The sequence below is a fragment of the Janthinobacterium sp. TPC_1 genome, from assembly GCF_056037845.1.
This window is the reverse complement of the sequence record NZ_CP195157.1, coordinates 4,273,732-4,299,863: the sequence shown is the minus strand read 5'-3', so window position 1 is coordinate 4,299,863 and position 26,132 is coordinate 4,273,732. Positions and strand designations below refer to the sequence as shown.

Genomic DNA, 26,132 nt, shown 5'->3' with positions numbered 1-26,132 from the left:
GATGAATGCAAACGCCCCTTCCCTGATGTCCGGCGGCTCCGCCGCTTACGCATCGAGCGTACCGACCGGCCCGGGTAGCGAACACACGCTGACGGATCTGATGTACGACGGCTTCTACGCGCTGTTCATGCTGAAAAATGGCAGCGGCCCGCAAGACAATGCCGACTTCATCAGAAAGATGACGCAGTTTCTCGACGAGTTTGGGCACGCGCGGAGAAAACATGGTGCCTCGGCCGATGATATCGATGCCGCCAAGTATGCATTTTGCGCGGCTGTCGACGAAATCATCCTGCGCTCGCCGTATCCCATCCGCGACGATTGGGCGCGCCGCCCGCTGCAGCTGGTGCTGTTCGGCGACCAGTTGGCCGGCGAGAACTTCTTCATACGGCTCGAAGCGCTGCGCGCGCGCGGCAGCGCCCACCTGCAGGCGCTGGAAGTGTTCCACATGTGCTTGCTGCTCGGCTTTCAGGGGAGGTACATCCTGGAAGGCTCGGAAAAGCTGGCCTACCTGACGGCACGCGTGGGTGACGAAATCGCCCAGATGAAAGGCAGGAAAGCCGGCTTTGCGCCGCATGCGGAACGCCCCGACCAGATTGCGCACAAGTTGCGCAACGATGTGCCGCTGTGGGTACTGTGCTCGGTATTCGCGCTGATCTGCGCACTGGGTTACCTGGGCCTGCGCACCATGCTGGCCAAAAATACCGAAAAGCAGATGAACGCCTACAGCGATATCGTCAAGCTGGCGCCACGCACGGCCAACCTGACCATCACGTTGCCGTAATGAGCGGCCTGGCGACGACAGAAACTGCCCAGGGCATGTTCGGCACCGGCCTGTCCCAGCATGCGCGGCTGATCACATTGGCCACGGCGCAGGCATCGAACTTGCCCGAATCGCTGATGGCCGAGCAGGTGACGGGCCGCGAGGCGGTCAATGAGCTGTTCCGCTTCGAAGTCGATGCCTTGAGCACGGCAGCTGGCCTGGACCTGGCCAGCTTTCTCGGCGAAGAAATCACGCTCAAGCTGCTGCAGCCCGACGGCAGCTGGCGTGCCTGGCACGGCTTGTGCACGGACTGCGCCTTTGCCGGCGCCGACGGCGGCGTGGCGCGCTACCGGCTGCGCCTGGAACCTGCCCTGGCCTTGCTGGGCTTGCGCCGCGACAGCTATATTTTCCAGGACAAGAACGCGCGCGACCTCATTACGGAACTGCTCGGCGACTATCCGCAGGTCCGCTTCGAATTCGATGTCAGCCAGGAACTGGCGCCGCGTCCGGTCTGGACGCAATACCGCGAAAGCGACCTGGCCTTCCTGGCCCGCGTGCTCGCCTTCGAAGGCCTGAGCTGGCGCTTCGAGCACGAGCAGGATGGCGCGGCACGGCAGGACGCGCAGCAGGCCAAGCACAAGCTGGTAATTTTCGACAGCAAGGCCGTCGCGCCAGCGACGCCGGGCGTGTCCGGCCTGCGCTTTCACGGTGTGCGCGCCAGCGATACCGATGACGCCATCGACAGCTTCAGCGCGCGGCGCCAGGTGCGGCCCAATGCGGTCAGCATCAGCAGCTGGGACCCGCAGCAGCTGGCGGCGCCGGCCGCCGAACACAGCTCGAGCCTGCAGGCGGGCGAACTGCCGCCCCTGCCGCTGTACGACGGCGCCGGCGAACGGCGCCATGCCGACAGCACGGCGGCCGATCCGCGCGGCCTGCGCATGCTGCAGGCGCTGGAACTGGAGAACAAGCAATTCACGGGCGCCGGCGCGGTGCGGCGCATGGCGGCCGGCCACGCCTTCGATCTGCTGCAGCACGAACAGTATGCCGATGGCGCCAACCAGTTCACCGTATTGTGGGTCGAGCACCATGCACGCAACAACCTGGGGCCGGCCGGCGGCGCGCTGACGGCGGTGCTGTCGAAACTGTCGACAATAGCCAGCCTGGGCGACGTTGCCAGCCTGCTCGATGGGCAGCTTGAGGCCGGCACCTACCGCAACACCTTCGGCTGCGTGCGCACCAGCGTGGCCATCGTGCCGCGCGCCACCGCCGCGCGCCAGGCCAGCAGCGCGCTGGGGCCGCAAACGGCACTGGTGGTCGGCCTGCCCGACAGCGTGGCCACCACCGGACGCGACCATCAGGTACGCATCCAGTTCGCCTGGCAACGGGGCAGCGCCGCCAATCCGGGCGGCATGACGCACAACACGGATCAACAAGGCAACGCGCCCGGCAACGAAGCGTCAGGCACCTGGGTGCGCGTGGCCGAAGCGCTGGCCGGCCCGAACTGGGGCTCGCAGTTTACGCCGCGCATCGGCACCGAAGTCCTGGTCGATTTCATCGAAGGCGACATGGACCGCCCGCTGGTGGTGGCCCAGCTCTACACAGGCAGCGACACGCCGCCTTACGCGGCCGGCGTCGATTCGGACGTCAACCATGCCGGCGTCATTTCCGGCATCCACAGCCACAATTTCGATGGCGGCGGCCATAACCAGTGGGTAATCGACGACACACCGGGCCAGTTGCGTACCCGCCTGGCGACGAGCAGCGCCGCCACGCAGCTGAACCTCGGTTACCTGATACAGCAAGGCGTGGGCACGGCCCAGCGCGGCAGCTACCGCGGCAGCGGCTTCGAACTGCGTACCGACGCCTGGGCCGTGCTGCGCGGCGGCGAAGGCGTGCTCATTTCCACCACCACCCGCGCACAGGCGGGGGCGGGCGTAGCTTCTACCCAGCTCGACACTGCGGAAGCGCTGGGCCAGCTGAAAGGCGCAGCCGAACTGAACAAGTCGTTGGCCGAAGCCGCGCAACAGCAAACCGCCCTGTTCAGCCAGGAAGCGAAACAGGCCCAGCTGGACCTGATCAAGCAAATCGATCCCCAGCAGGATGGTCGATACCGGGCCAGCGTGGGCGGGCAGGAAGCGCTGAAGGCCAGCGCAGGCGAGCGCAAGCTGGCCACCGACCAGCCGGTGGAAAAATTCGGCCAGCCCCTGGTTCTAATGGAGGCGCCGGCCAGCATCAACTGGGCCACGCCCGGCTCGACCGTACTGTTTGCCGCGCAGCAGCTGCAATGGACCACGCAGGCGGACCTGCACATGACGGCCGGCCACACCTGGTCGTCCGTGTCGGCCAGCGCCAGCGCCCTGTTTACCCACACCGGCGGCATCCAGGTGATCGCCGCCAACGGCCCGGTATCGCTGCAGGCGCATACGGGGCAACTGGAAATTCTGGCCGACAAGGCCATTACCGTGATCTCGGTCAACGACGTCATCGACATCAAGGCCAACCAGAAGATCACGCTGCAGGCCGGGCAATCGTCGATCACCTTAGAGGGCGGCAATATCACGTTTAAGTGTCCCGGCAACTTCACGGTCAAGGGCGGCCAGCATGTCTTCAACGGCGGCGCCAGCGCGGCCGGCATGCTGCCGGCACTGCCCGATACGCGCATCAAGCTGTTCGACGAAGGCTTTGTGCTGCGCGACCGCGACACGGGGGAACCGATGCCGCGCCAGCCCTACCGCATCAAGCGCGAAGATGGCAGCTATGAGAGTGGCATGACCGACGAAAAGGGCTTGACGCATGTGATTGCAGCGGCCGCCGCCGAGGCGCTGGTGATCGAGCTGCTGAAAACGATGGGCGGTCAGGGTTCGGCATCGGCACCCGCCCCCTCTTCAGCGCCGGCGCCGGTACCAGGTTCGCCAGGACAGCCGGCGGCCAAGGCAAACACCCCGCCGGAACCAAAATACAAGCCGGCAGGCGACTCCAGCACCACGCCGGTGGACAACAAGCGCCGCAAGGAAGTACTGGTCAAGCTGCCGGCCTGCTGGATCGAAGACTACGAAAAGGAAATCGCCGGCCCCTCGTATGGCCGCTATGCGCAGCCTTACCAGCACGACGGCACGCCACACAAATACAGGGACAAGATCTGGTTCAAGCTGTACATACCGGCAAAATCGGACGGTCCGGTGGTGGTGGAAGTGCGTTTCAAGGCCATCCCGGTACTGGACGCCGCAGGACAGGCGCTGGAAGAGAGCGACAAGGGCACCGAATCGGCGGCGCTGCGCGTCAAGCAGCGCGCCAACGTGGTAGCGCTGGCGCAGAAAAACGCGACGGCCGGCATCGAAGGCAACTGGAACAACAAGTTCCGGCTTGAAATCAATGATCCGCAATGCGGGCAAAAAGTGTTGCCCGTGGTTTTCCGCGTCCTCTGGGTCGACGATCAGCAGCACTACACGCGCAGATCCACAAGCGCTATGACCGAGAAAACGTCACCGGCGACGTCATGAACGTGTCGCTGGCAACGGCACTGACCACGTATGCGCATGAATTCGGGCATTGCGTCGGCATGCCCGACGAATACTCGTACACGGAGTTCGAAGAAACGGTACGCTATTTCAAGCCGGACGGCACACTCGACGCGCCCATCGTTTGCCACGTCAACGGCACCTCGCCGGAAGACCTGACGCAATCGATCATGTCGTATGCAGAAGGCGCACTGATATTGAAACGCCACGGCTGGAATATCGCGATTGAAGCGCAGGAATTGCTGAGCAAAAAAATCGGCAGGAAAATACGATGCGATATTGTCTGACACTGCTTATTTATGCCATGCTGATGGCACTACCATTGAAAGCCAATACCATGACGAGCACTCACGCGCCCCTCTCCATTTCCCTGCAATGCCTGGGCAACGCTGGCTGCGTCTATCAGCGCAAGCCGATCGACATACTGGTCACCATCCGTAACGATGGCAGCCGCGATATCGGCTTTCCGCTCGACTACCTGCGCAAGTCGGGCCCGATCGTCAAATTCATCGATACCGATACGGGCGCCGTCACCTACGCCCGCCGCGGCCTGGCCAATCCGGCGCTGAAAACGCAATTCACCACAATTGCGCCAGGCGCCTCGATTTCCATGGAAATCGATGTACATCCCACCGACATTGAAACGTTTCGCATCAAAAAAGTCGATATCAGCGTGGAGGTGATATTGAAGGGCAATATACGCATCGATGGCGAAGCGGAACTGCAGGACTACCAGGGCGGCGCGAAGATCCGCATCGTTGAAAAAGATGACTAAAACCATGCTGGCGCGGATGGTGCTGTAGAGCATACGCGTCGACCAGCAACTGCTGTCGCCACGGAAACAATAGCGCCATACGATCACTTGCTGGCCGGCCGCTACAGTTTTCCGGCCCCGCATAAAAAATCCCCTGAAAAATCAGGGGATTAGCTGTTGCATTGACCCGGTATTACCTTACGGTGCCGGACGGGAGATTATCCCACTCGATTGCCAACAATAAATCTAAACATTTGATTTTTCAGAGCTTTTCACGTTACTCAGTTGCCGAGACCCTCAAAAATACCCTCACTAGATATCTCCATCATTATCGATTTATCCCGAGGGTGTCGGTAGAGGCACGTCGGCCCACTCGCAGCTGTCGCCAGTTTTTTTCTGAGCGATGCAGCCTGCCGATGCATTCGAGGATACGTCAAGACAGCAGCACAGCGCTGTCACGCTGACACTAGCGCAATATCAAGCCCTCTATAGCAACAGAGACGAGGCAATGGCACGCGCTTATCTCTCAACCGCTTTTACCATGGCCCATATCGCCGTCGCTTTTCACGTCTCGAGCAGGGCAGTGAGTCGGGCCATATCAGCATTTAATAAAGCGCAACTTGCTGCAGATCGAAACGGCCAAGGCTGAGATCGTGTACTAATGGCGGATCTGACTCCGGCTTCCACGTATGGCGCATACCCCTCGCCGCAAAAGTCAGCGCACGCAGCTACCAACCGAGTTCGCTTATCATATCGATATTAGAAACCTGGACGGCGCCTGACTTCAAAGTGATGGTGGCAGTGACATCGTCCACTGCCCCCCATCCTGCATATTGCATGGAAAAGCCTGAATTTTTATCACCCTCATAAACTTTCTGCTTAAAACTAGGATGATTAACCTTATAGATGACGGAGCTTATTTCAGCCAAGGAGTCATGCGGAGCAATTGTAAACAGATAACCTCCGCTGCGTCTTTCATTAGCCAGTACGGAAAAGTGTATGGATGAACTATTTTTTCTCGCCTCCCCCAATCGGCATAGGAGTATTTGCGACAAGGTGTTGCGTATTCGACGAAATGATCGTCTGCGCAGCTCGAAGCTGCTCCTGAATCTCCACATCCTTAGTAGCCGAAGCAAATTTTGCAAAAATCGTATCTGTTACCTTTCTATTCGGGGAAGTCATTTTTATGACCTCAATCACAAAAGTTCGTTCCGCTGGATTGGTTGAATAGATTTTTGGCCCATGCTCAAGCAATACTTTACCCAAAGAAAAAACCCCTTCTTTTTCGGCCCGATCGTTACCTATCCAAAATTGAACTGATCCCGTAATAAGGCTTACTATAGCCCCGGCAATGCCCAGCCCCAAACTCAGCCGGCGTACGGTAGACTTCAATTCATTTTGATTTCTGAGCTTCTCATATTCGAACCGCTCACGCTCCAACTGAACCTTGGCATCATTACCCTCCATGTCCCTCTCCCAGTCGGCATATCGTATGCAGTACTTGATATCAGGCAGGCGGACGACACGCGTTGACCATTTCCCTTACCCGCCAACTTATCATCTTAGAATACAGTCGGTAGAACGCCACATCCGAAGCTTTGAGCACGATCAAAATACCAGCATGGGAACGGGGTCAGGTTGACCCCGCCCCTAGACAAATGGCGGACCTGACCCTGGCCAGAGCCAGCAAACCAAGGCGCGCCTCTACTGCGTTTTGCTTTCCTCTTTTTTCACCAGTTTGCCATTGATAAAGGTAACGATATTGTTCGGATCCTGTTTCTCAGAAAAGTCGTAACCTGGCGCCGGATTGCTAACCGTGACACAGCCTTTCGCGCCCGTGCCATAGCAGCTATGCGCGCTATATGAGGTTTTATACACATTGATAAACTCGAATATGGAAGCGATGATATTGCCAGGATTCATGGTCGTCAGGACAGGAATCGGATCATTTTTCATGTACGTATAGCGGTACAGCTCCTTGTCCGACGACGTTTGGGTGTTCACCTTGCCGAACGAGGAATACAGATCCGTGTTCGAAATGCCTGGACCGAAGGCCTGCAGCGTCAGCTTCGGGTTGACAAAGCCGTTGCTCGCCGCGATATCCAGGCCATTCCTGGCAACGATCGCGCCGCGGCTATGCGCCAACAGCAGATTTTCCGTATCCTGGCGCCCCATCAGTACCTGCGCCAGTTCCTTGTCGCCAGCCGAATAGCCCAATACCGGCGCCAGCAATTTTTCATAGCCAGCCAGGAGCACATCTGCGAAGCCGTCTTTCGTCTGCTCGATATGCATCAGGACAATAACATCCGGTTTTTTATTCTCGGCATCGAGAAGCACGTTCTGGTAGGCCAGTTCCGCGGCACGGTCCATGCCATTGCGAATGCCATTCACGGCCAGTACCCCTTTCATGGCGATGGCCTCCTCCTTGGTGATCTCTTCCTTCACGAGCAAACCGGGTTCCTTGATGCAGGCATTGCGGTCGCCTGGACAGCTCAGCTTGTAGAACTTGCTTGGCGTATTGGCCGCAATAAAGGTTTGATCGGTGTAGTAGGTGGCCTCGCCATACATGGCGTTCTTGAAGCCTTGAACGATCTCGGCATTTTTCGCCAATTCCTGGACATTCTGTTTTTCCGCCGCCGTGTGCGCCACGCCCGTATCGCGGTTCAGCGCCGCGATGGCGGCAGCGCCATCTTTCCCCGTCAGCGCCTGCTGCTGCGCATTGTCGCGTATCGTCAGCACGCCATTGCTGATCGTGCTGCGCGTGAGTCCGTTCGAGGAAGAGGAATCGGAACTGTTATTGAGCAGGTTTTTCGCCACCAGCTTGCTGCCCTCGTACAGATTATCGGTGGCATTCGGCCCGCTGCCCGCGTTGATCAAGTCGGTGCCGCCCGGGCCTTTCCCCTTGCCGATATCCTTGCCGCCAGCCACCTTGTCATTCCCCTCCTTGTTGCCCTGTTCCCTGTCTTTCTTGGCGTCCGGATCTGCAAAGCTGAAGCCGCCACTCAGCCCCATGCTGCTGGCGTCGGCCACCGAGTGGTTCTTGATATCGCTCTGCGTGAGCGTCCCCGTATTCAGGCTGTTGGCGCCGGGCGCGGCGCTGCTGCTGATAATGGCGCCCTTCAAGTCCGTATTGCCGCCGACCGCGATCTGGAAGCCGCCCGCGCCGGCCCTGATGAGCCGCTTTGTTCCTGCACGCTGGCATAATCGCTGTGCATCTTGCTCTGGCTGAAACTGGCACTTACGCTGGCACCGGCGCCATAGGTTCCGCTCACGCTGACACTCTGGTTCTTGCTGTCGAACTTGGCTGTATCCTGCAAACTTTCCAGATTCAGATTGCCCTGGATATTGGCAATCACCTGGCCGGCATTCGCCACCGCACCCTTGATCATGGTATCCCCTCCACTATTAATCACCAGCAACTGGCCTGCATTGACGTGCGTATTCAGCTGGGTACTGCCCTCGCCATCCTGCTTGCCCTGACTGGCGCTGATACTGCCGGTCAGGCCAAACGCCGGCCCGCTCTTGCTGATGTTAGCCGAGACACCCGCCGAAACACTCAGGCTGGAACTCTTGGTGTGCTGACTTTCCGTATCCTGCACTGCCAGCAGGTTGACCTGATTATCTGCGCCCAGTCGAACGATATTGCTGGCATTAAGCTCGCTGCCGAGGATATTGATGTTGCTATCCTTGCCGCCGCCAGTTGCCGTAATGTCAATGTTTTTGCCGCTCAATATGCTGCCGCTATGCGTCGTGCTGGCCGTCGTCTGCGTCTGTTCGCTTTCCGAATGACCGTAAGTGAGGCTGATGCTCACGCTCGGGCCTTGCGATTTGGCGTTGTTGGCGGCCAAGGCGGCCGTGGCCGCAGCCATGGCCTGCACCCGCCCGTTGCTCGTCTTGCCCATCGCCTCGCCCATGCCTTGCACGGTTTGAATGGCGCTGACCACGCTGCCACCCACAGCCAGGGTGAAGCCATCCTGCACGATCTTGGTAACAACTTTGCCTTTCTCATTGTCTTGCCCAGGCTGAATGGTGACACTTTTCCCGATGATATCGAGGTCAGTCGCGGCGGCAATATCGCTGCCACTTATTTTGACGCCGTTGCCAGCAACCATCGTCAACGCTCCCCCCGTGGAACCAATCATGCTGCGCGAGTCACCGCTCTGCAGCGTAGCATCACGTTGCCGATCCACGGTCGTGCTATTGGTGCCATAGGTGAAGCCAATGCCGCCACTGCTCATAAATCCGGTTTTCTTGGTATTCAAGTGATGCTGTTCATACACGGTATTGGTGGCCGCATCGATCGTGATGTTGTTACCCGCGAGCAATCGTGTCGCATCGTCACTCAAGATGCTCGAACCCGTAACTTGCAGATCATGCCCAGCCTGCACCGTCACGCTGCTGCCGCCCAGCGAAGTGCCGATTGCCGTGGTGGTATCGACCACATCATGCTTGGTCGTCGTGGTCTTGTTCCAGAAGCCCTTCTTCGTCGATTTGCTGGCGATATCGCTCACTTCGTTCTGGAAACCATTGACCAGGCTGATGTCATTGCCCGCCACCAAGCCCAACGTTCCCTGCGCCTGCACGTCCGCCGCGCGCGCTGTCAGGTTATTGCCCGCCTGCAGATTGACATTGCCGGCGCCCATGATCTGGCTGCCTACTTCGCTGGTTTTGCTCTGTTTGCTGTAATTGTCAGCATTGCGTATGTCATTCTGCGTAGAGGCCACGGTAACGGTATTGAGGGTCAGGTTATTGCCGGCAATCACGCTGGTCTGGCCATTCACGCCGGCGTTGGCGATGACGCCGCCCGTCACCGTCACATCGCGCCCTGCCTGGACGACGAGGGCAGCGCCTTCGTCCGTCCCCGTCACGTACATGCCTGCCGTCGTGCCAATGGTGGTGCTGGTCGACGTGTTGCCTGTCCATCTCTGGCTGGCGTTGCTGACGGTGGTACTGACCACATTGATATCGCGGCCTGCACTGGCCAACAACTGGGATTCGGCCACAACACTGCTGCCGCGGTTATTGATGTCATTGCCGGCGATCAGCGCCACTTTGTCGCCGTGTACTTCGCCTGCCTGTTGCTCGATACGCTTGGCCGACAAGCCGCTACCGGAGGTGGCCACCACCGTCTCGACGCTCAGGTCGCGCCCGGCAGAGATTGCCGTGACGCCGCCCTGCCCGGTATTGCTGACAATACCTCCAGCGATACTGACATCCCTTCCCGCAGACAGCACCAGGCTGCTGCCACTGGCGGCATCGCCGCTGACGTACAGCCCCGCCACGCGGCCCAGGTAGCGCCCGTCTTCCAGCGTATTGGTGGAAATATGAATGTCGCGTCCTGCGCTCGCCTGCAGTGCGTTATTGGCCGAAATGGTACCGCCGATATTATTCAAGTCGTTGCGCGCCGCGATGCCGACGTTATCGGCGCCAACACGGCCACCCAGATTGCTGACATTCTCCGCATTCAGCAACACGACTTCACGGCCGGCAATGGTGCCGCCATTCACCAGGTCGCCCGACAAGCGGATATCGACCTCTTTGCCTGCCAACAGACTGCCTGCGCCATCAAGGTCGTCTTCGCGCACGCGTACGTAGACCTGCGGCACAAGCACCTTTTGCGTGGAACCATCGGCCAAGGTCACGTCCTGCTCCACCAGCCACACGATATCGCTGGTCAGCGCCGCCATCTGTGCCGGCGTCAGCGCCAGGCCAGGGCGCAAATCCCAGGTCTGGGCAAAGGCGGCGCCGGCATCCATCAGCCCGCGATACTGCTGATCATCGCTTGAATAGTCGCCAGTAAAACGCTGCCCCGTCAGTTCCGCGATCTGCTCGCGTACCAGGCGTTGCTCGTAAAAACCGTCACCGAGGCGCTTTTGCGTCACGGTTGGATCGAGTTGGACCTTACTGGTCAGGTAATCCGACCCCGTCCAATCCTTGTAATTGGCAAAACGGGGATCCGTTTCCACGAGGAAGCGCGATGCAGGTCCGGGACTCGTCCTGAACAGGCTGGCATTCGGAATTTGCGTGGAAGGCAATGTCGTACGCACGACTTGCGCGCGGCCGGAAGGGTTCGCCAAAGCCACCTGACCGATCACCGTCATGCGTCCGGCGGACGCGCCGCCGGCGCCGGCCACCTGCGTCGCTCCACCTGTGGCGTGTGAAACAGTGGCGCCATTCGCTGCGGCCATACCCGATTGCGTGACCGTACCCGGCCCCGTGGCGCCGGCCGCCATTACCTGCTTGACATCATTCAGACTGAGCGCCTGGCCGGCATTGCCGGCACGTTCGCTCCCCTGCAAGCCACTGTTGTCGCCCACGGCGGCAGGACCACCTTGCGTATTTTTAGCAAGCAAGCCCGCATCGACCTTGCCAGCACCAGCCACTGCGCCGACGGCGGCAACGCCGCCATCTTGCACACTGCCATGGCCTGCTGCCTGGCCAGCATTGCCAAGGCGTCCACTACCTTGCAAGCCGCTGCCGCCGCCTACTGCTCCCGGTCCGCCTTGCGCCTCGCGCGCCAACAGTGCGGAATCAACCGTGCTGGCAGCGCCGCTGCCCGTGGCAGCGCCGGTGGAACCTCCCTGCACCATGCCATGGCCGGTTGTTTTCCCAGCATTGCTAATCCGGCCACTGCCATCCTGCGTACCTTGTGCGGCAACGGCGTCCGCGTTCTTGCCATCGACACCCACCGTGGCACGGCCAGTGTGGATGCCCGACGTCGCCGTATGTCCGCCCGCACCCGTGGCGCCGGCGACGGCTGAACCACTGAGCGCGCCGACATTGCCCGCCTGCCCCGCATTGCCCGTGCCGCTGGCGCCGCTCAATGCACCCGTGCCGCTGGCTGCCGCGGCGCCTGTCCCTCCAGCAGCAGTCACACCTGCAACACTGCCAGGCGTGCCATTCACTGCAGTGTGCGTCACATTTGCACTGGTGGCGCCAGTGGCGCTGGTCCCGCCGTTGACGCCGCTCACGCCTGTCGACGATGGCGAGGTATAGGTGGTTTTCTGATAAATCTGTGTTACAGGATTCACCGAGCTATGCTCGACCGGAGTCAAGGGACTTTCTCCCATCGGTTTTTGAACATAACCGCCCCAGGCGCTCGATGGCAAATACAATACATTCTCGGACGTTCCCGTCTCCTTCGAATAGGTATGTAGATCAACTTGCGGATTAACGAGCGCAGCCCCCTCCATGAACAGTCTCCCACCCGCAATGACATGGCTTTGCTCGTTGCGCGCATCGCTGGACCGTATCGTCACGTTGCCTCCAGCCACCAGCTTCGCCGGATCGGTATCCACCACGGTCTCCGTACGTGAGGTACGGGTCAGTCTGTAGATGACGTACTCTTTTTGTACTATCCCCTTAGCATCAACAACATTACCGCCTTCGCTACGAAAGCGCTGGTCTCCTCCGGAAGGCAGGCTCCCATACTCTCTGACGCTTACAGTCCCGCTATCGAGCGTCTCGATCCTGAAATGCGTATTTAAATTTCGGAACTGACTCGCCCCCATATCCAGATTCCCCAACGCCTCGATCGTCGCACTGGCATTCGTCACCGATACCGCCCAGCCCGTGGCGATGCGGTTGCCGTCCAGGTAACCGCCGATGGCCATGTCGCCGCCGCTGAAGATCAGGCCGTGTTCGCGGTTATTGAGTGTCGTGACGCCGATATCGAGGCGGGTGCGCGCCGCGATGGTGGCCGCCATGCCGCCTTCCACGTCATTGTTGACGGTGCCGCCGCCGATGCTCAGATAGTCGCCATAGATGCGGCCCGTACCCATGTTGTTCAGCGTGCCGACGTTCAGTTGCGTGTAGATGCCATCGATCACGCCCCGGTTGTTCAGCACGCCGCCGACATTGACGCGCGTCGTGCCCGCATTGATGTCGCCGGTAGCAGCGTTGTCGAAATTGGCGGCACCCAGGGTCAGTTTGCTGAGCGCCTGGATCTTGCCCGCGTTCACCAGCTGCCCGCCGATGGCAATATCGGCGTTACCGTTGGCCATGATCTCGGCGCCCGAGTTCAGCGTAAAGTTGCCGGCCAGGTCCAGCGCCAGATCTTTCTGTGACAGCACCTTGCCGTCACCGCTCAGGCTGCCCGCGCGGATGTCGGTGCGCACACCGCCGATGATGGTGCCACCCGAGTTGGTCACGGCCAATCCACGGCCGAGTCCGGTGTCCTGCAGCGCCAGCGCGCCACCGGCGCTGAGCATGCCCAAGGTATTGTTGACGCTGCGTGCGCTGTTAATCGCCAGGTTGCCATCGGCGCGCACCGCTCCCTGCACATTGCTGACATTGGCGCTGTTCAAGGTCACCTGCACGCCTTCGATGCCCTGGTTCGCGCCCAGGGTGCTGGCATTGTCGATTGCGCCGCCCGTCAGCGTGACGGCAGCGCCGGAACGGATCAAGCCTTGCTGATTGTTGACGCTGCCGCCACCGGCGTTCAAGCCGATATTGCCCAGCACCTGGATTTGTCCGCCCTGGTTCTGCAAGCCACTCAGGGTCAAATCCAGCGCCGACTTGCCGACGACCTGGCCGCCGCGATTGTCCAGCTGGCCCACGCTGCCCGTGATGTTGCCGGCAGCGCCCAGGTAGCCACCCGCATTGTTCCAGCTGCCCGTTTGCAGGGTCAATCCGGCACCACTGCTGATGCCGCCGGCGCTGCCGGGATGGCGCACCACATACGCGCCCGCATTGGTGTTGAGCAAGGCGTTGCCGTGCGTATCGATGGTCATGGCGCCGCCCGACTGCAGCAAGCCGCCATCGTTGTCCAGAATACCCGTCTGCAAGTTGACGCTTCCCGTGCCCGCCAAAGTGCCCTGGTTGTTGTTGAAGACTTGGCCATGCGTGTCGAGCGTGACGTTCGCGCCGGCAATGGTGCCTTGCCCGTTCGACAGACCACCATTACGCAAAATGATGTCGCCGCCAGACTGCAGGGTGCCGCCGTCGTTGACGGTGGCGCCCGTGGAGGTGACCGTCAACAGGCCTTGCACCGAGGCCAGCTTGCCGCCGGCGCTGTTGTCGACGCTGGCCGCGTTTACGTTCATATTGCCCGTGGCGGCCAGCAAGCCGCCCGCATTGTTCAAGGCCTGCGCCACGTTCGCCGTCAGCTGCCCGCCCGCCGTGGCGCTGCCGCCCTGGTTCAGCAGGCTACCTGCGCCCAGCACCACATTGCCGCCGCCAGCGATGGCGCCGCCAAGGCTGTTGTCGAGTACATTGTTCGCCGTCACCGTCAGGTTGGATGTACCCGCCGCCTGCAGCTTGCCGCCCTGGTTGTTGAGGCTCGGCGCGACGATGCTGGTATTGCCATTGCTGGCGATGGTGCCGCCGCGGTTATCCAGGCCACCACTCAATTGAATGCTGGTATCACCTTTACCGAGCTGCGTCAGGTTACCGCCTCCATTGTCCAGGGTCGCGGCCGTTATGCTGATTTGCTGCGCGATGGTGCTGGCGTTGCGGTGGTCGATGACATCGGCTGTGACGACCAGGGCGCCATTGCCCGTGATCTGGCCACGCTGGTCGTTCAACTGCGTGGCTTGCAGGCTCAAGGTACCGCTGCCCGCGTGTTCGATCTTGCCATCCGTATTCGTCAGGGTGGCTGCCTTCAGGGTCAAATTGGCGCTGTTGACGGCGATGCGGCCGCCCGTGTTGTCCAGCGTGCCTGCTGGCGATGTCAGCTCGATGGCGGTATTGCCGACACCGGTCTGCACGATGCTGCCGTGCTGGTTATTGAGGTTGCCCACGCCGACGGCCAGTTGGCCGGCGCTGATGTCGCCGCGCTGGTTGTTCCACGTCTGGCTATTCGCACCGGCCTTGATCGTCAAGGCGCCCGGCGTGGTGACCACGGCGCCGCTGGTGCTGACGTCACCTGCGCTGGCCGTCAGGCTGATATTGTCGGCGCTGCTGCGGCTGCCGCCAAGGTCGACGCTGCCGCCGCTCAGGACGGCATTGCCTGCCGCCAACACTTGCCCATGCGCACCCAATGCCTGCTGTGCCGTAATTTGCAAGTTGCCGCTCGTTTTGCAAACTGCCATCGGCTTTCACGCCCGCGCCGACCAGGCTGGCCGCACCGCTGTCGATACTCTTCGCGCTGATCGTGTTGTTGCCCTGGGCCAGGATCACGCCGGTATTCTCCAGCGCGCCCGTCACGGTCAGCACCTGTTCTGCGCCGGCAACAGGGCTGCCGCTGTTGCGCACGCTGCCCGCCGTGGTCGTCAGATTACCGCTGGCAACGATGCTGCCCTGCTCATTGAGCAGCTCGTCCATGGTCAATTGCGCATTGCCGCCCGCTGCCTGCAATTGTCCCAGCGTATTGTCCACCTTGCCGCCGGCCACCGTCAGGTCGCGCCCGGCAATGATCACGCCGCTGGCATTGTCCAGCTTGCCCGTCGCTGCCACATTGACATCTTGCGCAGACGCAATACGACCATGATCGTTGAGCAACTCACCCGTTTCCACGCGCACATTGCCATTCGCTTCGATTTTGCCGCCGCTATTGTCCAGGCGCGTGCTGGCCAGCACTGTTGCCGCACTCGTGCCCAGCTGCGTGATCTGCCCCTGGCGATTGTCGAGGATGCCAGCAGAGACGCTCACCTGCTGCGCCAGCAGGCTGGCGTTGCGGTGATCGATGTAATTGGCCGCCACCTGCAGCGCGCCATTGCCCGTCAGCTGGCCCCGCTGGCCATACAGATTCGTGGCGCGGATGTCCAGCACACCCTTGCCTGCATGTTCGATCTTGCCATCCGTATTCGTCAGGTCGCCCGCCTGCAGGCGCAGATTGGCGCTGTTGACGGCGATGCGCCCGCCCGTATTGTCCAGCTTGCCCGTCTCGATGACGGTGTCGCCCGTGCCCGTCTGGATCACGGTGCCCTTGGTGTTGTCCAGATTGCCTACGCGCAAGGCCAGTTGCCCCGCGCTCAGGCTGCCGCCCTGGTTGACCAGTGCCTGCCCGTTGGCGGCACTCGCCGTAATATTCAACAGGCCATTGGTCGACACGACCGCCCTGCTGGTCGTCACATTGCCCGTCAATGCCGTCAAGCCGATATTCGCCGCGCTGGTCTGGCTGCCGCCCACGTCAACAGACGCACCCGTCAGTTGCAACTGGCCGGCCGCCATGTTCTGGCCGCCAGCCTGCAAGGCGCCGCTCGTTTTCACCGTCAGATCGCCAGCCGAGGCAAAGCTGCCATCGGCGCGCATGCCCGCTGCCAGCAAGCCGTTGCCGTCCAGACTACCCGCCGTGATCGTCGTATTGCCCAGGGCGGCCAGCGAGCCTGTATTGCTGAGCAAGCCGCCGATATCCAGGCTCTGGTTGCGTCCCGCATACAGCACGCCAGCGTTGAGCACGTCGCCGCTGACCTTGGCCGTGATATCCGTGCCCGCGCTCAGCGTTCCCTGCGCATTGCGCAAGCTGGCCGCGTCCAGGCTCAAGACGCCAGTCCCCGCCTGCAGCAAGCCACGCGTATTGTCGATGGCGCCGCCCAGGTGCAAATCGGTCGCCGCCGCGATCACGCCATCGGCATTGACGAGCGCGCCAATGCTGGCGATGTCGGCGGAAGTGGCCGAAGTGATCTTGCCCTTGGTATTATCCAGGCTGCCGGTCTGCACCGACAGCAAGCCATTACCGGCAATCTCACCACTCGTATTATCGAGCTGTCCCGTGACGGCCACCGTCATGCGCCCGCCCGCGCCCGTCTGCAGCAAATGGCCGCCCCGGTTGCTCAGGCTGTCAGCCTGAACGCTCAGGGACCGGCCCGTGGTGGTGGCGTTGGCGTGGTTGAACAGACCGGCTTTCAGATCGACGGCGCCGTTGCCGATGATGCTGCCGCCCACGCCCTGCAAGGTGGCAGCCGTGATGGCCAGGGTACCTGCACCAGCATGCTCGATCTTGCCGCCCGCATTCGTCAAGCTGGCCGCGCCCAGGGTCAAATTGTTACTATTGACGGCGATGCGCCCGGCGCTATTGTCCAGCTTGCCCGTCTGGATGACGGTATCGCCCGTGCCCGTCTGGATCACAGTACCCTTGGCGTTGTCGAGATTGCCCACGTGCAGGTCGAGTTGGCCGGCACTGAGTTGCCCTTCCGTATTGCGCAAGGTGTCTTGCGCATGGATCGTCAAGGCGCCAGGCGTGCTGACCACGGCTTGATGCGTGCTGACATCGCCCTGAGTTGCCGTCAGGCGATATTGGCGGCGCTGGTCTGGCTGCCAGACAAGTCCACGCTGGCGCCTGTCAGGTTGGCATTGCCTGCTGCCAGATTCTGGCCATGCGCGGCCAGCGTTTGCGCAGTGTTGACCGTCAAGTCGCCCGACATGCCCAGCTTGCCATCGGCCTGCATGCCCGCAGCGATCAGGCTGCTTGCGCTGCTGTCAAGGCTGTTTGCCGTGATGCTGTTGTTGCCTTGCGCCGCGATGACGCCAGTGTTCACAATGGCGCCGCTGGCGTTCAAGGTCTGATTGCCAGCAGCGTACAGGCTGCCCGCGTTGTTCAAGCTGGTCAGTGTCGCGTTCAGATTGGCGCCGGCAAACACGCTGCCGGTGGCATTGTTCAATTTACCGACTGTCAAAGCAGCATTGCCGGCTACGGCTTGCAATTGGCCCTTGGTATTGTCGATGTCAGCACCGTTCAATGCCAGGTTGCGCCCGGCGGCCACGGTGCCTTCCGTATTGTCCAGGCTACCGACGTTCAACCCGGCATCCTGTGCCGCCACGATGCGGCCCTTGTTGTTCAGCAACGTATCCGCTTTCACCAGCGCATCGCCATTGCCTTCGATCTTGCCGCCCGTATTGTCCAGCGAGCCGGCGGCATTGACGCTCATCAAACCGCTACCCGTTTGCGCCAGGCTGCCGGCGCGATTGTCCAGCGTGCCGGTGTTGATGGTCAGCTGATTGGCGATGGTGGTCGCATTGCGGTGATCCAGGGTCGCGGCGGTGATGTCGAGCTTGCCATTGCCCGTGATCTTGCCAAACTGGTTGTTGAACTGGCCCGCGTGGATGGCCAGCAGGCCCGCGCCTGCGTGTTCCAGCTTGCCATTGATATTCGTCAACACCGTCGCGTTCAAGGCCAAGTTATTGCTGTTGACGGCGATACGGCCGGCCGTGTTGTCCAGCTTGCCTGTGGTGATGATCGTATCGCCCGCGCCCGTCTGCACGATGTCGCCGCTGGCGTTGTCCAGATTCACCACGTTCAATTGCAACTGACCGCCCACCAGTTGGCCCTGGCTGTTCACCAGCGACTGGGCGTTGTTTGCGTTGGCCGTGATCGCCAGCACGTTACTGGCGGAAATCACCGCCTTGTTCGTCAGTACGTCGCCGCTGCGCGCGGTGATGGCAAGGTTGCTTGCCCCCGTCTGGCTGCCAGACAGGTCCACACTCACGCCAGTGAGCACGGCATTGCCCGCAGCCAGGTTCTGGCCGCTCGCTTGCAGCACGCCATCCGCGCTGATGGTCAGATCGCCTGCAGTACCCAGGCTGCCATCGGCTTTCACGCCAGCGCCCAGCAAGCCGCTGCTGGTCACCTTGCCAGCGGAAATTATCGTGTTGTTGACGGAGGCAATCGACCCCGTGTTGTTCAGCAAGCCGCCGACCGTCAATTGCTGATTGCGGCCCGCATACAGCAGGCCGACATTGTTCAGGTCACCACTGATTTTGGCCGTCAGGTCCGTGCCCGCGCTGAGCGTACCCTGCTGGTTCAGCAAGGTAACGGCATCCAGACGTAATTTGTCTGCCTGCAACACGCCGCGCGTGTTGTCGACATTGATGCCGCCAACTCGTAACTCTTGCGTGGCGGCAATTACACCATCCGTATTGTTCAAGGTGCCCTTGCTGACCATATCTGCCGAGGCAGCGGACGTGATGCGGCCCTTGCTGTTGTCCAGCACGCCCACCTGTACCGTCAAGATGCCACTACCCGCGTGCTCGATCTTGCCGTCTTTGTTCGCCAAGGTGGCTGTATCTAAGGTCAAATTGGCGCTATTGACGGCAATGCGGCCGGCTGTATTATCAAGATTACCTGTCTGAATGACAGTATTGCCTGCACCTGTCTGCAAGACAGTGCCTTTGGCGTTGTCCAGGTTTGCCACGTGCAGGTCGAGCTGGCCTGCCTGCACTGTGCCGTCCGTGTTGTGCAAGGTGGCGTTGCTCGTGATATTCAATGTGCCTGGTGTCGTGACGACCGCCTTGTTCGTGCTGACGTCACCCGTTGTTGCCGTCAGGCCGATGTTGGCGGCGCTGGTCTGGCTGCCGCCGATATCGATGCTGGTGCCGGTCAGATTGGCGCTGCCTGCCGCCAGGTTCTGGCCATGCGCAGCCAGCGTTTGCTTGGTCTTGATTGTCAGGTCGCCAACCGTGCCCAGCTTGCCATCGGCCTGGATACCGGCGCCGATCAAGCTGCTTGCGCCGCTGTCAAGACTGTTTGCCGTGATGCTGTTGTTGCCCTGCGCCGCGATGACGCCCGTGTTCACGATGGCATCTGTTGCAGTCAGGGATTGATTGCCGGCCGCATACAGGCTGCCCGCGTTGTTCAAGGTATCGAGCGTCGTGGTCAGGTTGCCGCCGGCAAACACGCTGCCTGCCGCATTATTCACGTTCGCAGCGTTCAAGGTGGCGTTGCCCGCCACGGCTTGCAGCTGGCCTTTGGTGTTGTCGATGTTACCACTAGTCAATGCCAGGTTGCGCCCTGCGGCCACAATCCCTTCGGTATTGTCCAGGCTGCCGACGTTCAACCCGGCATCCTGCGCCGCCACGATGCGGCCGGTTTTGTTCAGCAACGTGCCCGCTTTCACCAGCGTGTCGCCATTGCCTTCGATCTTGCCGCCCGTATTGTCCAGCAAACCCGTGCTGTTGATGCTCATCAAGCCTGTACCCGTTTGCGCCAGGGTGCCGGCGCGGTTGTCCAGGTTGCCTGCGTTGACCGTCAGCTGATTGGCGATGGTGGTGGCATTGCGGTGATCCAGGGTCGCGGCGGTGATGTCGAGCTTGCCATTGCCCGTGATCTTGCCGAACTGGTTGTTGAACTGACCCGCGTGGATGGCCAGCACGCCTGCACCCGCGTGTTCCAGCTTGCCATTGATATTCGTCAACACCGTCGCGTTCAAAGCCAGGTTCGCGCTGTTGACGGCGATGCGGCCGGCTGTGTTGTCCAGCTTGCCCGTGGTGATGATGGTATCGCCCGTGCCCGTCTGCACGATCTCGCCGTTGGCGTTGTTCAGGTTGGCCAGGTTCAGTTGCAACTGACCGCCCACCAGCTGGCCCTGGCTGTTCACCAGCGACTGGGCGTTGTTCGCATTGGCCGTGATGGCCAGCATGTTGCTGGCCGAGATGACTGCCTTGTTGGTGATGACATCGCCAGCAAGGGCCGTGATGGCGATGTGCGCCGCACCCGTCTGGCTACCCGACAGGTCCACATTGTTCCCCGTCAACACCGCACTGCCTGCCGCCAGGTTCTGGCCGCTCGCTTGCAGCACGCCATCTGCGTTAATGATCAGGTCACCCGCCGTGCCCAAACTACCATCGGCTTTCACGCCAGCACCCAGTAAGCCGCTGCTGGTCACCTTGCCAGCGGAAATTATCGTGTTGTTGACGGAGGCAATCGACCCCGTGTTGTTCAGCAAGCCGCCGACCGTCAATTGCTGATTGCGGCCCGCATACAGCAGGCCGGCATTGTTCAGGTCACCACTGATTTTGGCCGTCAGGTCCGTGCCAGCGCTGAGCGTACCCTGCTGGTTCAGCAAGGTAACGGCATCCAGACGTAAATTGTCTGCCTGCAACACGCCGCGCGTGTTGTCGATATTCACGCCGCCGACGTGCAAGTCGGCGGCCGCAGCCATCACGCCATCGGTGTTGTTCAATACACCTTTGCTGGTGATGTCGGCTGATGCAGCGGACGTGATGCGGCCCTTGCTGTTGTCCAACACGCCTGCTTGCACGGACAAGATGCCTGTTCCCGCATGCTCGATCTTGCCATCGCGGTTCGTCAACGTGGCCGCATCGATGTGCAAGTCCGTGCTGTTGACGGCGATGCGCCCCGCTGTATTGTCCAGATTGCCAGTAACGATGCTTGTGTCGCCACTACCCGTCTGCAACACCGTCCCCTTGGCGTTGTCCAGGTTTGCCACGTGCAGGTCGAGCTGGCCTGCCTGCACTGTGCCGTCCGTGTTGTGCAGGGTGGAACTGGTCGTGACGTTCAGCGTGCCAGGCGTCGTCACGACAGCCTTGTTCGTGCTGACATCGCCCTGGGTTGCCGTCAGGCCGATATTCGCGGCGCTGGTCTGGCTGCCGCCGATGTCGATGCTGGTGCCGGTCAGATTGGCGCTGCCTGCCGCCAGGTTCTGGCCATGCGCAGCCAGCGTTTGCTCGGTATGGATCGTCAGGTCGCCGGCCGCACCCAGCTTGCCATCGGCCTGCATGCCGGCGCCGATCAAGCTGCTTGCGCTGCTGTCGAGGGTCTTTGCCGTGATGCTGTTGTTGCCCTGCGCCGCGATGACGCCCGTGTTCACGATGGCATCTGTTGCAGTCAGGGATTGATTGCCGGCCGCATACAGGCTGCCCGTGTTGTTCAAGGTATCGAGCGTCGTGGTCAGATTACCGCCGGCAAACACGCTGCCTGCCGCATTATTCACGTTCGCAGCGTTCAAGGTGGCGTTGCCCGCCACGGCTTGCAGCTGGCCTTTGGCATTGTCGATGTTGCCACTATTCAATGCCAGGTTGCGCCCTGCGGCCACAATCCCTTCGGTATTGTCCAGGCTGCCGACGTTCAACTCGGCATCCTGTGCCGCCACGATGCGGCCCTTGTTGTTCAGCAACGCATCCGCTTTCACCAGCGCATCGCCATTGCCTTCGATCTTGCCGCCCGTATTGTCCAGCACGCCGACAGCATTGATGTTCATCAAACCGCTACCCGTTTGCGCCAGGCTGCCGGCGCGATTGTCCAGCGTGCCGGTGTTGATGGTCAGCTGATTGGCGATGGTGGTCGCATTGCGGTGATCCAGGGTCGCGGCGGTGATGTCGAGCTTGCCATTGCCCGTGATCTTGCCGAACTGGTTGTTGAACTGACCCGCGTGGATGGCCAGCACGCCGCTGCCTGCATGCTCCAGCTTGCCATTGATATTCGTCAACACCGTCGCGTTCAAGGCCAAGTTATTGCTGTTGACGGCGATGCGGCCTGCCGTGTTGTCCAGCTTGCCAGTGGTGATGACGGTGTCGCCCGTGCCCGTCTGCACGATGTCGCCGCTGGCGTTGTTCAGGTTGGCCACGTTCAATTGCAACTGACCGCCCACCAGCTGGCCCTGGCTGTTCGCCAGCGACTGGGCGTTATTCGCATTGGCGGTAATCACCAGCAACTTGCTGGCAGAAATGACCGCCTTGTTGGCCAGCACGTCGCCACCGCGCGCAGTGATGCCGATGTTTGCCGCACCCGTCTGGCTGCCTGACAGATCAATGGAATCGGCCGTCAGCAAGGCGCTACCCGCCGCCAGGTTCTGCCCGCTCGCTTGCAGCACGCCATCGCTATTGATGGTCAGATCGCCCGCCATACCCAGGCTGCCGTCCGCTTTCACCCCGGCACCCAGCAAGCCGCTGCTGGTCACTTTACTAGCGGAAATATTGGTGTTGCCAACGGAGGCGATGGAACCGCTGTTGTTCAGCAATCCCCCCACCGTCAGTTGCTGGTTGCGGCCCGCATACAGCAAGCCGGTATTGCTCAAGTCTGCGCTGATCCGCGCCGTCAGGTCCGAACCGGCGCTCACCGTCCCCTGCTGGTTCAGCAAGGTCGCCGCATCCAGACGCAAAGTGTCCGCCTGCAATACGCCACGCGTGTTGTCCAGTGCGATACCGCCGACCTTCAAATCAGTGGTCGCAGCCATCACGCCGTCCATATTCTTCAGCGCACCCTTGCTGGCGATATCCGCCGAGGCAGCGGACGTGATGCGGCCCTTGCTATTGTCCAGCACACCCGCCTGCAGTTGCAGGCTGCCATTGCCGGCGATGCTGCCGCGCGTATTGTCCAGGGTCTGCGCCACGTCCACGCGCATCTGTCCTGGCCCCGTCTGCTGCAGGGTACCGTCGCTGTTGTCCAGCTGGCCGGCTTGCACGGTGACTTGCTGCCCCGACGTGACGGCATGACGGTGATCGACCGTTTCCGCCTGGATATCAACTAAACCATTGCCCGTCACCTTGCCCCGTCACCTTGCCCCGTTCGTCATCGAAGCGCACCGCGTCGATGTTCAGGCGGCCCGTGCCCGCGTGCTCGATGCTGCCGTCGCGGTTAGTCACCTTATCCGCAAGCACTGTCAAGTTGGCGCTGTTGACGGCGATGCGCCCGCCCGTGTTGTCCAGGGTGCTGCCTTGCAATGCCGTGTCGCCACTGCCCGTCTGGATGATGGTGCCGCTGCGGTTGTCGAGCGATCCCGTCTGGATATCCAACTGGCCGGCGCTCAGCGTGCCGCGCACGTTGGACAAAGCCTGGCCGCTGGCTGCTGCCGCCACGGACAGCAGGCCCGTGGTCGTCACCAGCGCTTTGTCGGTGACGACGTTGCCGGCGCTGGCGTTCAGCGCGATAGCCGCGCCGCCCGTCTGGCTGCCGCTCAGGTCGATGCTGGCAGCGTGCAGGCTGGTCTTGCCGGCGGCCAGGTTTTGGCCATGCGCACTGATCGCTTGCGCAGCCGTCAGCTGCAGCTGGCCGCTGCCGGCCAGGCTGCCGTCGGCGCGGATGCCGGCGCCCAGCAGACTGCCGGCCGTGCTGTCGATGCGGCTGGCATCAATGCGGTTGTCACCTTGGGTGGCGATGACGCCGCTGTTGCTGACGGCGCCACTCACCTGCAGCGCCTGGCTGCCGGCCGCATACAGGTTGCCGCTGTTGAGCACTTCGCTGGCCCGGGTGGCAAGGTTGCCACCGGTAAACACGCTGCCGGCCGTATTGTTCAGTTTTGCGACCATCAAAGCTGCATCGCCCGCTACCGCCTGGATCTGTCCGCGCGTATTGTCGATGTCGCCACTGTCCAGGCGCAGTGTACGGCCCGCCGCCAGGGTCGCTTCGGTGTTGTCCAGCGCGCCTGTCGACAGCGCCAGATCGCCGCTGGCGACGATGCGCCCCTTCTGGTTGTGCACATTGCTTGCCTGCACAGTCAACGCGCCATTGCTCTCCAGCGCGCCGCCGCGGTTGTCCAGTCCGCCGCGCACCTGCACGCCGGTCGTGCCCCTGGCCGCTTTGCGCCAGGCTGCCGCCCCGGTTGTCCAGGGTCCCGGCGTCGATGTTGAGCTGCCCCGCCACCGTGCGGGCATCGCGATGGTCGATGTGTTCGCCGCTCAGCGCCATGGCGCCATTGCTGACGATGCTGCCGCGCTGCAAGTTGATCTGCGCCGCGCCGATCTCCAGCGCGCCCGTGCCCGCATGCTGGATGGTTCCGTCCTGGTTGCTCAGGCTACCTGCCTGCAGGCGCAAGGCCTGGCTATTCGTGGCGATGACGCCGCGCGTATTGTCGAGGCTTCCAGGCAATTGAATCGCCAGGTCGCCGGCGCCCAGTTGCATAATCTGGCCGCCCACGTTCGACAGGTCATGCGCCCGCACGCCCAGTTGTTGGCCCGTCAGCTGCGCCGCATCGCTGCGCACGGTCCGTGCCGCGTCCAGCTGCAGGCGGTCGCGGGCACTGACCTGCGCGCGGCTGGCGTCAAGGTCGCCGGCGCTGGCGCCCAGGCTGACGTTGCCGCCCGACACTTGCGCCCCAGTAATGTCCAGCTGGCGCGCCGCCAGGCTGCTGTCTCCGCCTGCCACGGCCGTGCCATGCACGGCAATGGTATCGCCAGCAGAAACGTTCAGCTTGCCGCTGGCGGCCAAGGTATTATCCAGATTCAAGCCAGCCGCCAGCACCGAGCCAGCAGTGGCATCGATGCGCGCTGCCGCGCCCGTGGCTTGCACGCTGGCATTGCCCTGGGCCGCGATCACGCCGCTGTTGGCGATATTGCCCTGGGCCTGCACCTGGCTGTCGCCGCCTGCATACACAGTGCCGCTGTTGGCCACGTCACCCGCGACGGCAATACTCGTCTGGCTGCCGGCGCCGGCAGACTGGATGTTGCCGCTATTGCTCAACCAGCCATTCGATTGCAGCACCAGGTTGCCGGCCGTGGCCGCCAAAACGCCCGCGTTGCGCACGCCCAGGCCCGCTTCCGTACCGATCAGGGTGATCTTGCCCGCATACATGCCACCCAGCTGCGCCACGTCCAGTGCGTAGGCTGGGACGGAGCCCGCAGCGGCGACGCCAGCGCCCACGCCATGCGCCGCATCGATCTGGTTAGTTCCCGTCACCACTTTCAATTCCTGCGCCCAGATGCCGCCATTGATCTGCGCGGCGCGCGCCAGGATCGCCGTGTAGTCGCTCAGCGAGGTATCCAGTCCCCGTCCGTTGATGCTGACCACCCCGCGCTGCACCATGTAGCCATCCAGGTTACCGCCGTTGAGGATAGGCGTGCCCGTCGTCAGTGTGACCCGACTGGCGTTAATAAAACCGCCGCCGTCGACGGCCACGCCGGCCGGATTGGCGATGACGACCTCGGCCCGCTGGCCCGCCACCTCGACATAGCCGCGCAACTGGCTCGGGTTGGCCGAATTGACTTCGTTGAGGATCACGCGCGCGCTGCCGCCCGCCAGCCATGGATTGCCCTGCACCCAGCCGCCCGTCTGCGTCTGCACGTTGCCGCGGCTGTTGTGTTGAGGATGGCGCCATTGGCCGTCACGTCGAACTGGCTGTAGGTATTGCGCGACACGCCGGCCGCGCTCGGCGTCTGGATATTCACCTGTGTCACACCATTGGCGCTCTGCACCACGGTCGGACGCTGGCGGCCCGGCGCGTTTGGGTCGGCCACAATCTGCCCCATGGCCGGTCCCGCCACAAAGCTCACCATGCCCAGCGCGCCAAATATCGCCAAGGCCAGCGGCCGCAACTTGCCATTGATCCCGCCACCGCCATCGCCCTCAAATACGCCGCTGTCCAGGCCCCCCTCCCCCTTGGCAGCCTTGCCTTGCGAGGAAGCATTTTCAGCGACGACGACCATCAATTGGCCACGGCGTTTATTGAAGATGATGCGGTACAGGTTCTTGTTCATGAAATGTCCTAAT

General features: G+C 61.7%; 12 protein-coding genes and 2 pseudogenes. 4 read left to right on the top strand and 10 right to left on the bottom strand.

Features of this window, described 5'->3' with window-relative positions; translation table 11 throughout:
* The first annotated feature begins 1 nt into the window (after position 1).
* Genes icmH through ACQVLG_RS21015 form a run of 4 tightly spaced genes read left to right on the top strand, consistent with a single transcriptional unit; the run spans position 2 to position 5,053 of the window.
* A complete protein-coding gene (gene icmH / locus ACQVLG_RS21030) occupies positions 2-781 on the top strand; it encodes a type IVB secretion system protein IcmH/DotU (protein WP_474290859.1) in 780 nt (259 codons plus the stop codon).
* Positions 781-4,260, top strand: coding sequence for a type VI secretion system Vgr family protein (locus tag ACQVLG_RS21025; protein ID WP_474290858.1), 3,480 nt, complete (start codon positions 781-783; stop codon positions 4,258-4,260). Before icmH ends, ACQVLG_RS21025 begins: the two co-directional genes overlap by 1 nt.
* Positions 4,257-4,565: a hypothetical protein gene (locus ACQVLG_RS21020; protein WP_474290857.1), complete on the top strand. Its 309-nt coding sequence runs from the start codon at positions 4,257-4,259 to the stop codon at positions 4,563-4,565. Before ACQVLG_RS21025 ends, ACQVLG_RS21020 begins: the two co-directional genes overlap by 4 nt.
* A gap of 50 nt (positions 4,566-4,615) precedes the next feature.
* On the top strand, positions 4,616-5,053 hold the full coding sequence (locus ACQVLG_RS21015; RefSeq protein ID WP_474290856.1) for a hypothetical protein: 438 nt from the start codon (positions 4,616-4,618) through the stop codon (positions 5,051-5,053).
* A 707-nt stretch (positions 5,054-5,760) separates the two neighbouring features.
* On the opposite strand, the gene ACQVLG_RS21010 is transcribed toward ACQVLG_RS21015, so the two are convergent.
* The 10 genes and pseudogenes from ACQVLG_RS21010 to ACQVLG_RS20965 all read right to left on the bottom strand — a co-directional run bounded on the left by ACQVLG_RS21010 (position 5,761) and on the right by ACQVLG_RS20965 (position 26,119).
* Positions 5,761-6,150, bottom strand: coding sequence for a pYEATS domain-containing protein (locus ACQVLG_RS21010; protein ID WP_474295742.1), 390 nt, complete (start codon positions 6,148-6,150; stop codon positions 5,761-5,763).
* The gene (locus ACQVLG_RS21005; protein WP_474295891.1) at positions 6,041-6,499 is read right to left on the bottom strand and encodes a hypothetical protein; all 459 of its coding nucleotides are present in this window, start codon (positions 6,497-6,499) and stop codon (positions 6,041-6,043) included. The genes ACQVLG_RS21010 and ACQVLG_RS21005 overlap by 110 nt, the downstream gene beginning before the upstream one ends.
* 237 nt (positions 6,500-6,736) lie before the next feature.
* Entirely contained in the window at positions 6,737-8,155 is a 1,419-nt protein-coding gene (locus ACQVLG_RS21000; RefSeq protein WP_474290855.1) for a hypothetical protein, read from the bottom strand.
* The gene (locus ACQVLG_RS20995; protein WP_474295740.1) at positions 8,152-14,739 is read right to left on the bottom strand and encodes a hemagglutinin repeat-containing protein; all 6,588 of its coding nucleotides are present in this window, start codon (positions 14,737-14,739) and stop codon (positions 8,152-8,154) included. The genes ACQVLG_RS21000 and ACQVLG_RS20995 overlap by 4 nt, the downstream gene beginning before the upstream one ends.
* 154 nt (positions 14,740-14,893) lie before the next feature.
* Entirely contained in the window at positions 14,894-17,164 is a 2,271-nt protein-coding gene (locus tag ACQVLG_RS20990; protein WP_474290854.1) for a beta strand repeat-containing protein, read from the bottom strand.
* Between the two features lie 35 nt (positions 17,165-17,199).
* Entirely contained in the window at positions 17,200-23,193 is a 5,994-nt protein-coding gene (locus ACQVLG_RS20985) for a beta strand repeat-containing protein (protein ID WP_474290853.1), read from the bottom strand.
* Positions 23,171-23,884 carry a hypothetical protein gene (locus tag ACQVLG_RS20980; RefSeq protein ID WP_474295738.1) on the bottom strand — a complete coding sequence of 238 codons (714 nt, stop codon included), beginning with the start codon at positions 23,882-23,884 and terminating at the stop codon, positions 23,171-23,173. The genes ACQVLG_RS20985 and ACQVLG_RS20980 overlap by 23 nt, the downstream gene beginning before the upstream one ends.
* Before the next feature lie 99 nt (positions 23,885-23,983).
* A pseudogene (locus ACQVLG_RS20975) lies at positions 23,984-24,301 on the bottom strand (hypothetical protein); the annotation flags it as partial.
* A gap of 112 nt (positions 24,302-24,413) precedes the next feature.
* Positions 24,414-25,643: pseudogene (locus ACQVLG_RS20970) on the bottom strand (filamentous hemagglutinin N-terminal domain-containing protein); the annotation flags it as partial.
* A complete protein-coding gene (locus ACQVLG_RS20965) occupies positions 25,640-26,119 on the bottom strand; it encodes an ESPR domain-containing protein (RefSeq protein WP_474290852.1) in 480 nt (159 codons plus the stop codon). The gene ACQVLG_RS20965 and the pseudogene ACQVLG_RS20970, both read right to left, overlap by 4 nt.
* Between the last annotated feature and the right edge of the window lie 13 nt (positions 26,120-26,132).

Coding starts and splice junctions, on each gene's coding strand:
- ACQVLG_RS21010 (WP_474295742.1), bottom strand. CDS start 6,150: ATGTGGAGATTCAGGAGCAGCTTCGAGCTGCGCAGACGATCATTTCGT.
- ACQVLG_RS21025 (WP_474290858.1), top strand. CDS start 781: ATGAGCGGCCTGGCGACGACAGAAACTGCCCAGGGCATGTTCGGCACC.
- icmH (WP_474290859.1), top strand. CDS start 2: ATGAATGCAAACGCCCCTTCCCTGATGTCCGGCGGCTCCGCCGCTTAC.
- ACQVLG_RS21020 (WP_474290857.1), top strand. CDS start 4,257: ATGAACGTGTCGCTGGCAACGGCACTGACCACGTATGCGCATGAATTC.
- ACQVLG_RS21005 (WP_474295891.1), bottom strand. CDS start 6,499: ATGGAGGGTAATGATGCCAAGGTTCAGTTGGAGCGTGAGCGGTTCGAA.
- ACQVLG_RS20965 (WP_474290852.1), bottom strand. CDS start 26,119: ATGAACAAGAACCTGTACCGCATCATCTTCAATAAACGCCGTGGCCAA.
- ACQVLG_RS21015 (WP_474290856.1), top strand. CDS start 4,616: ATGACGAGCACTCACGCGCCCCTCTCCATTTCCCTGCAATGCCTGGGC.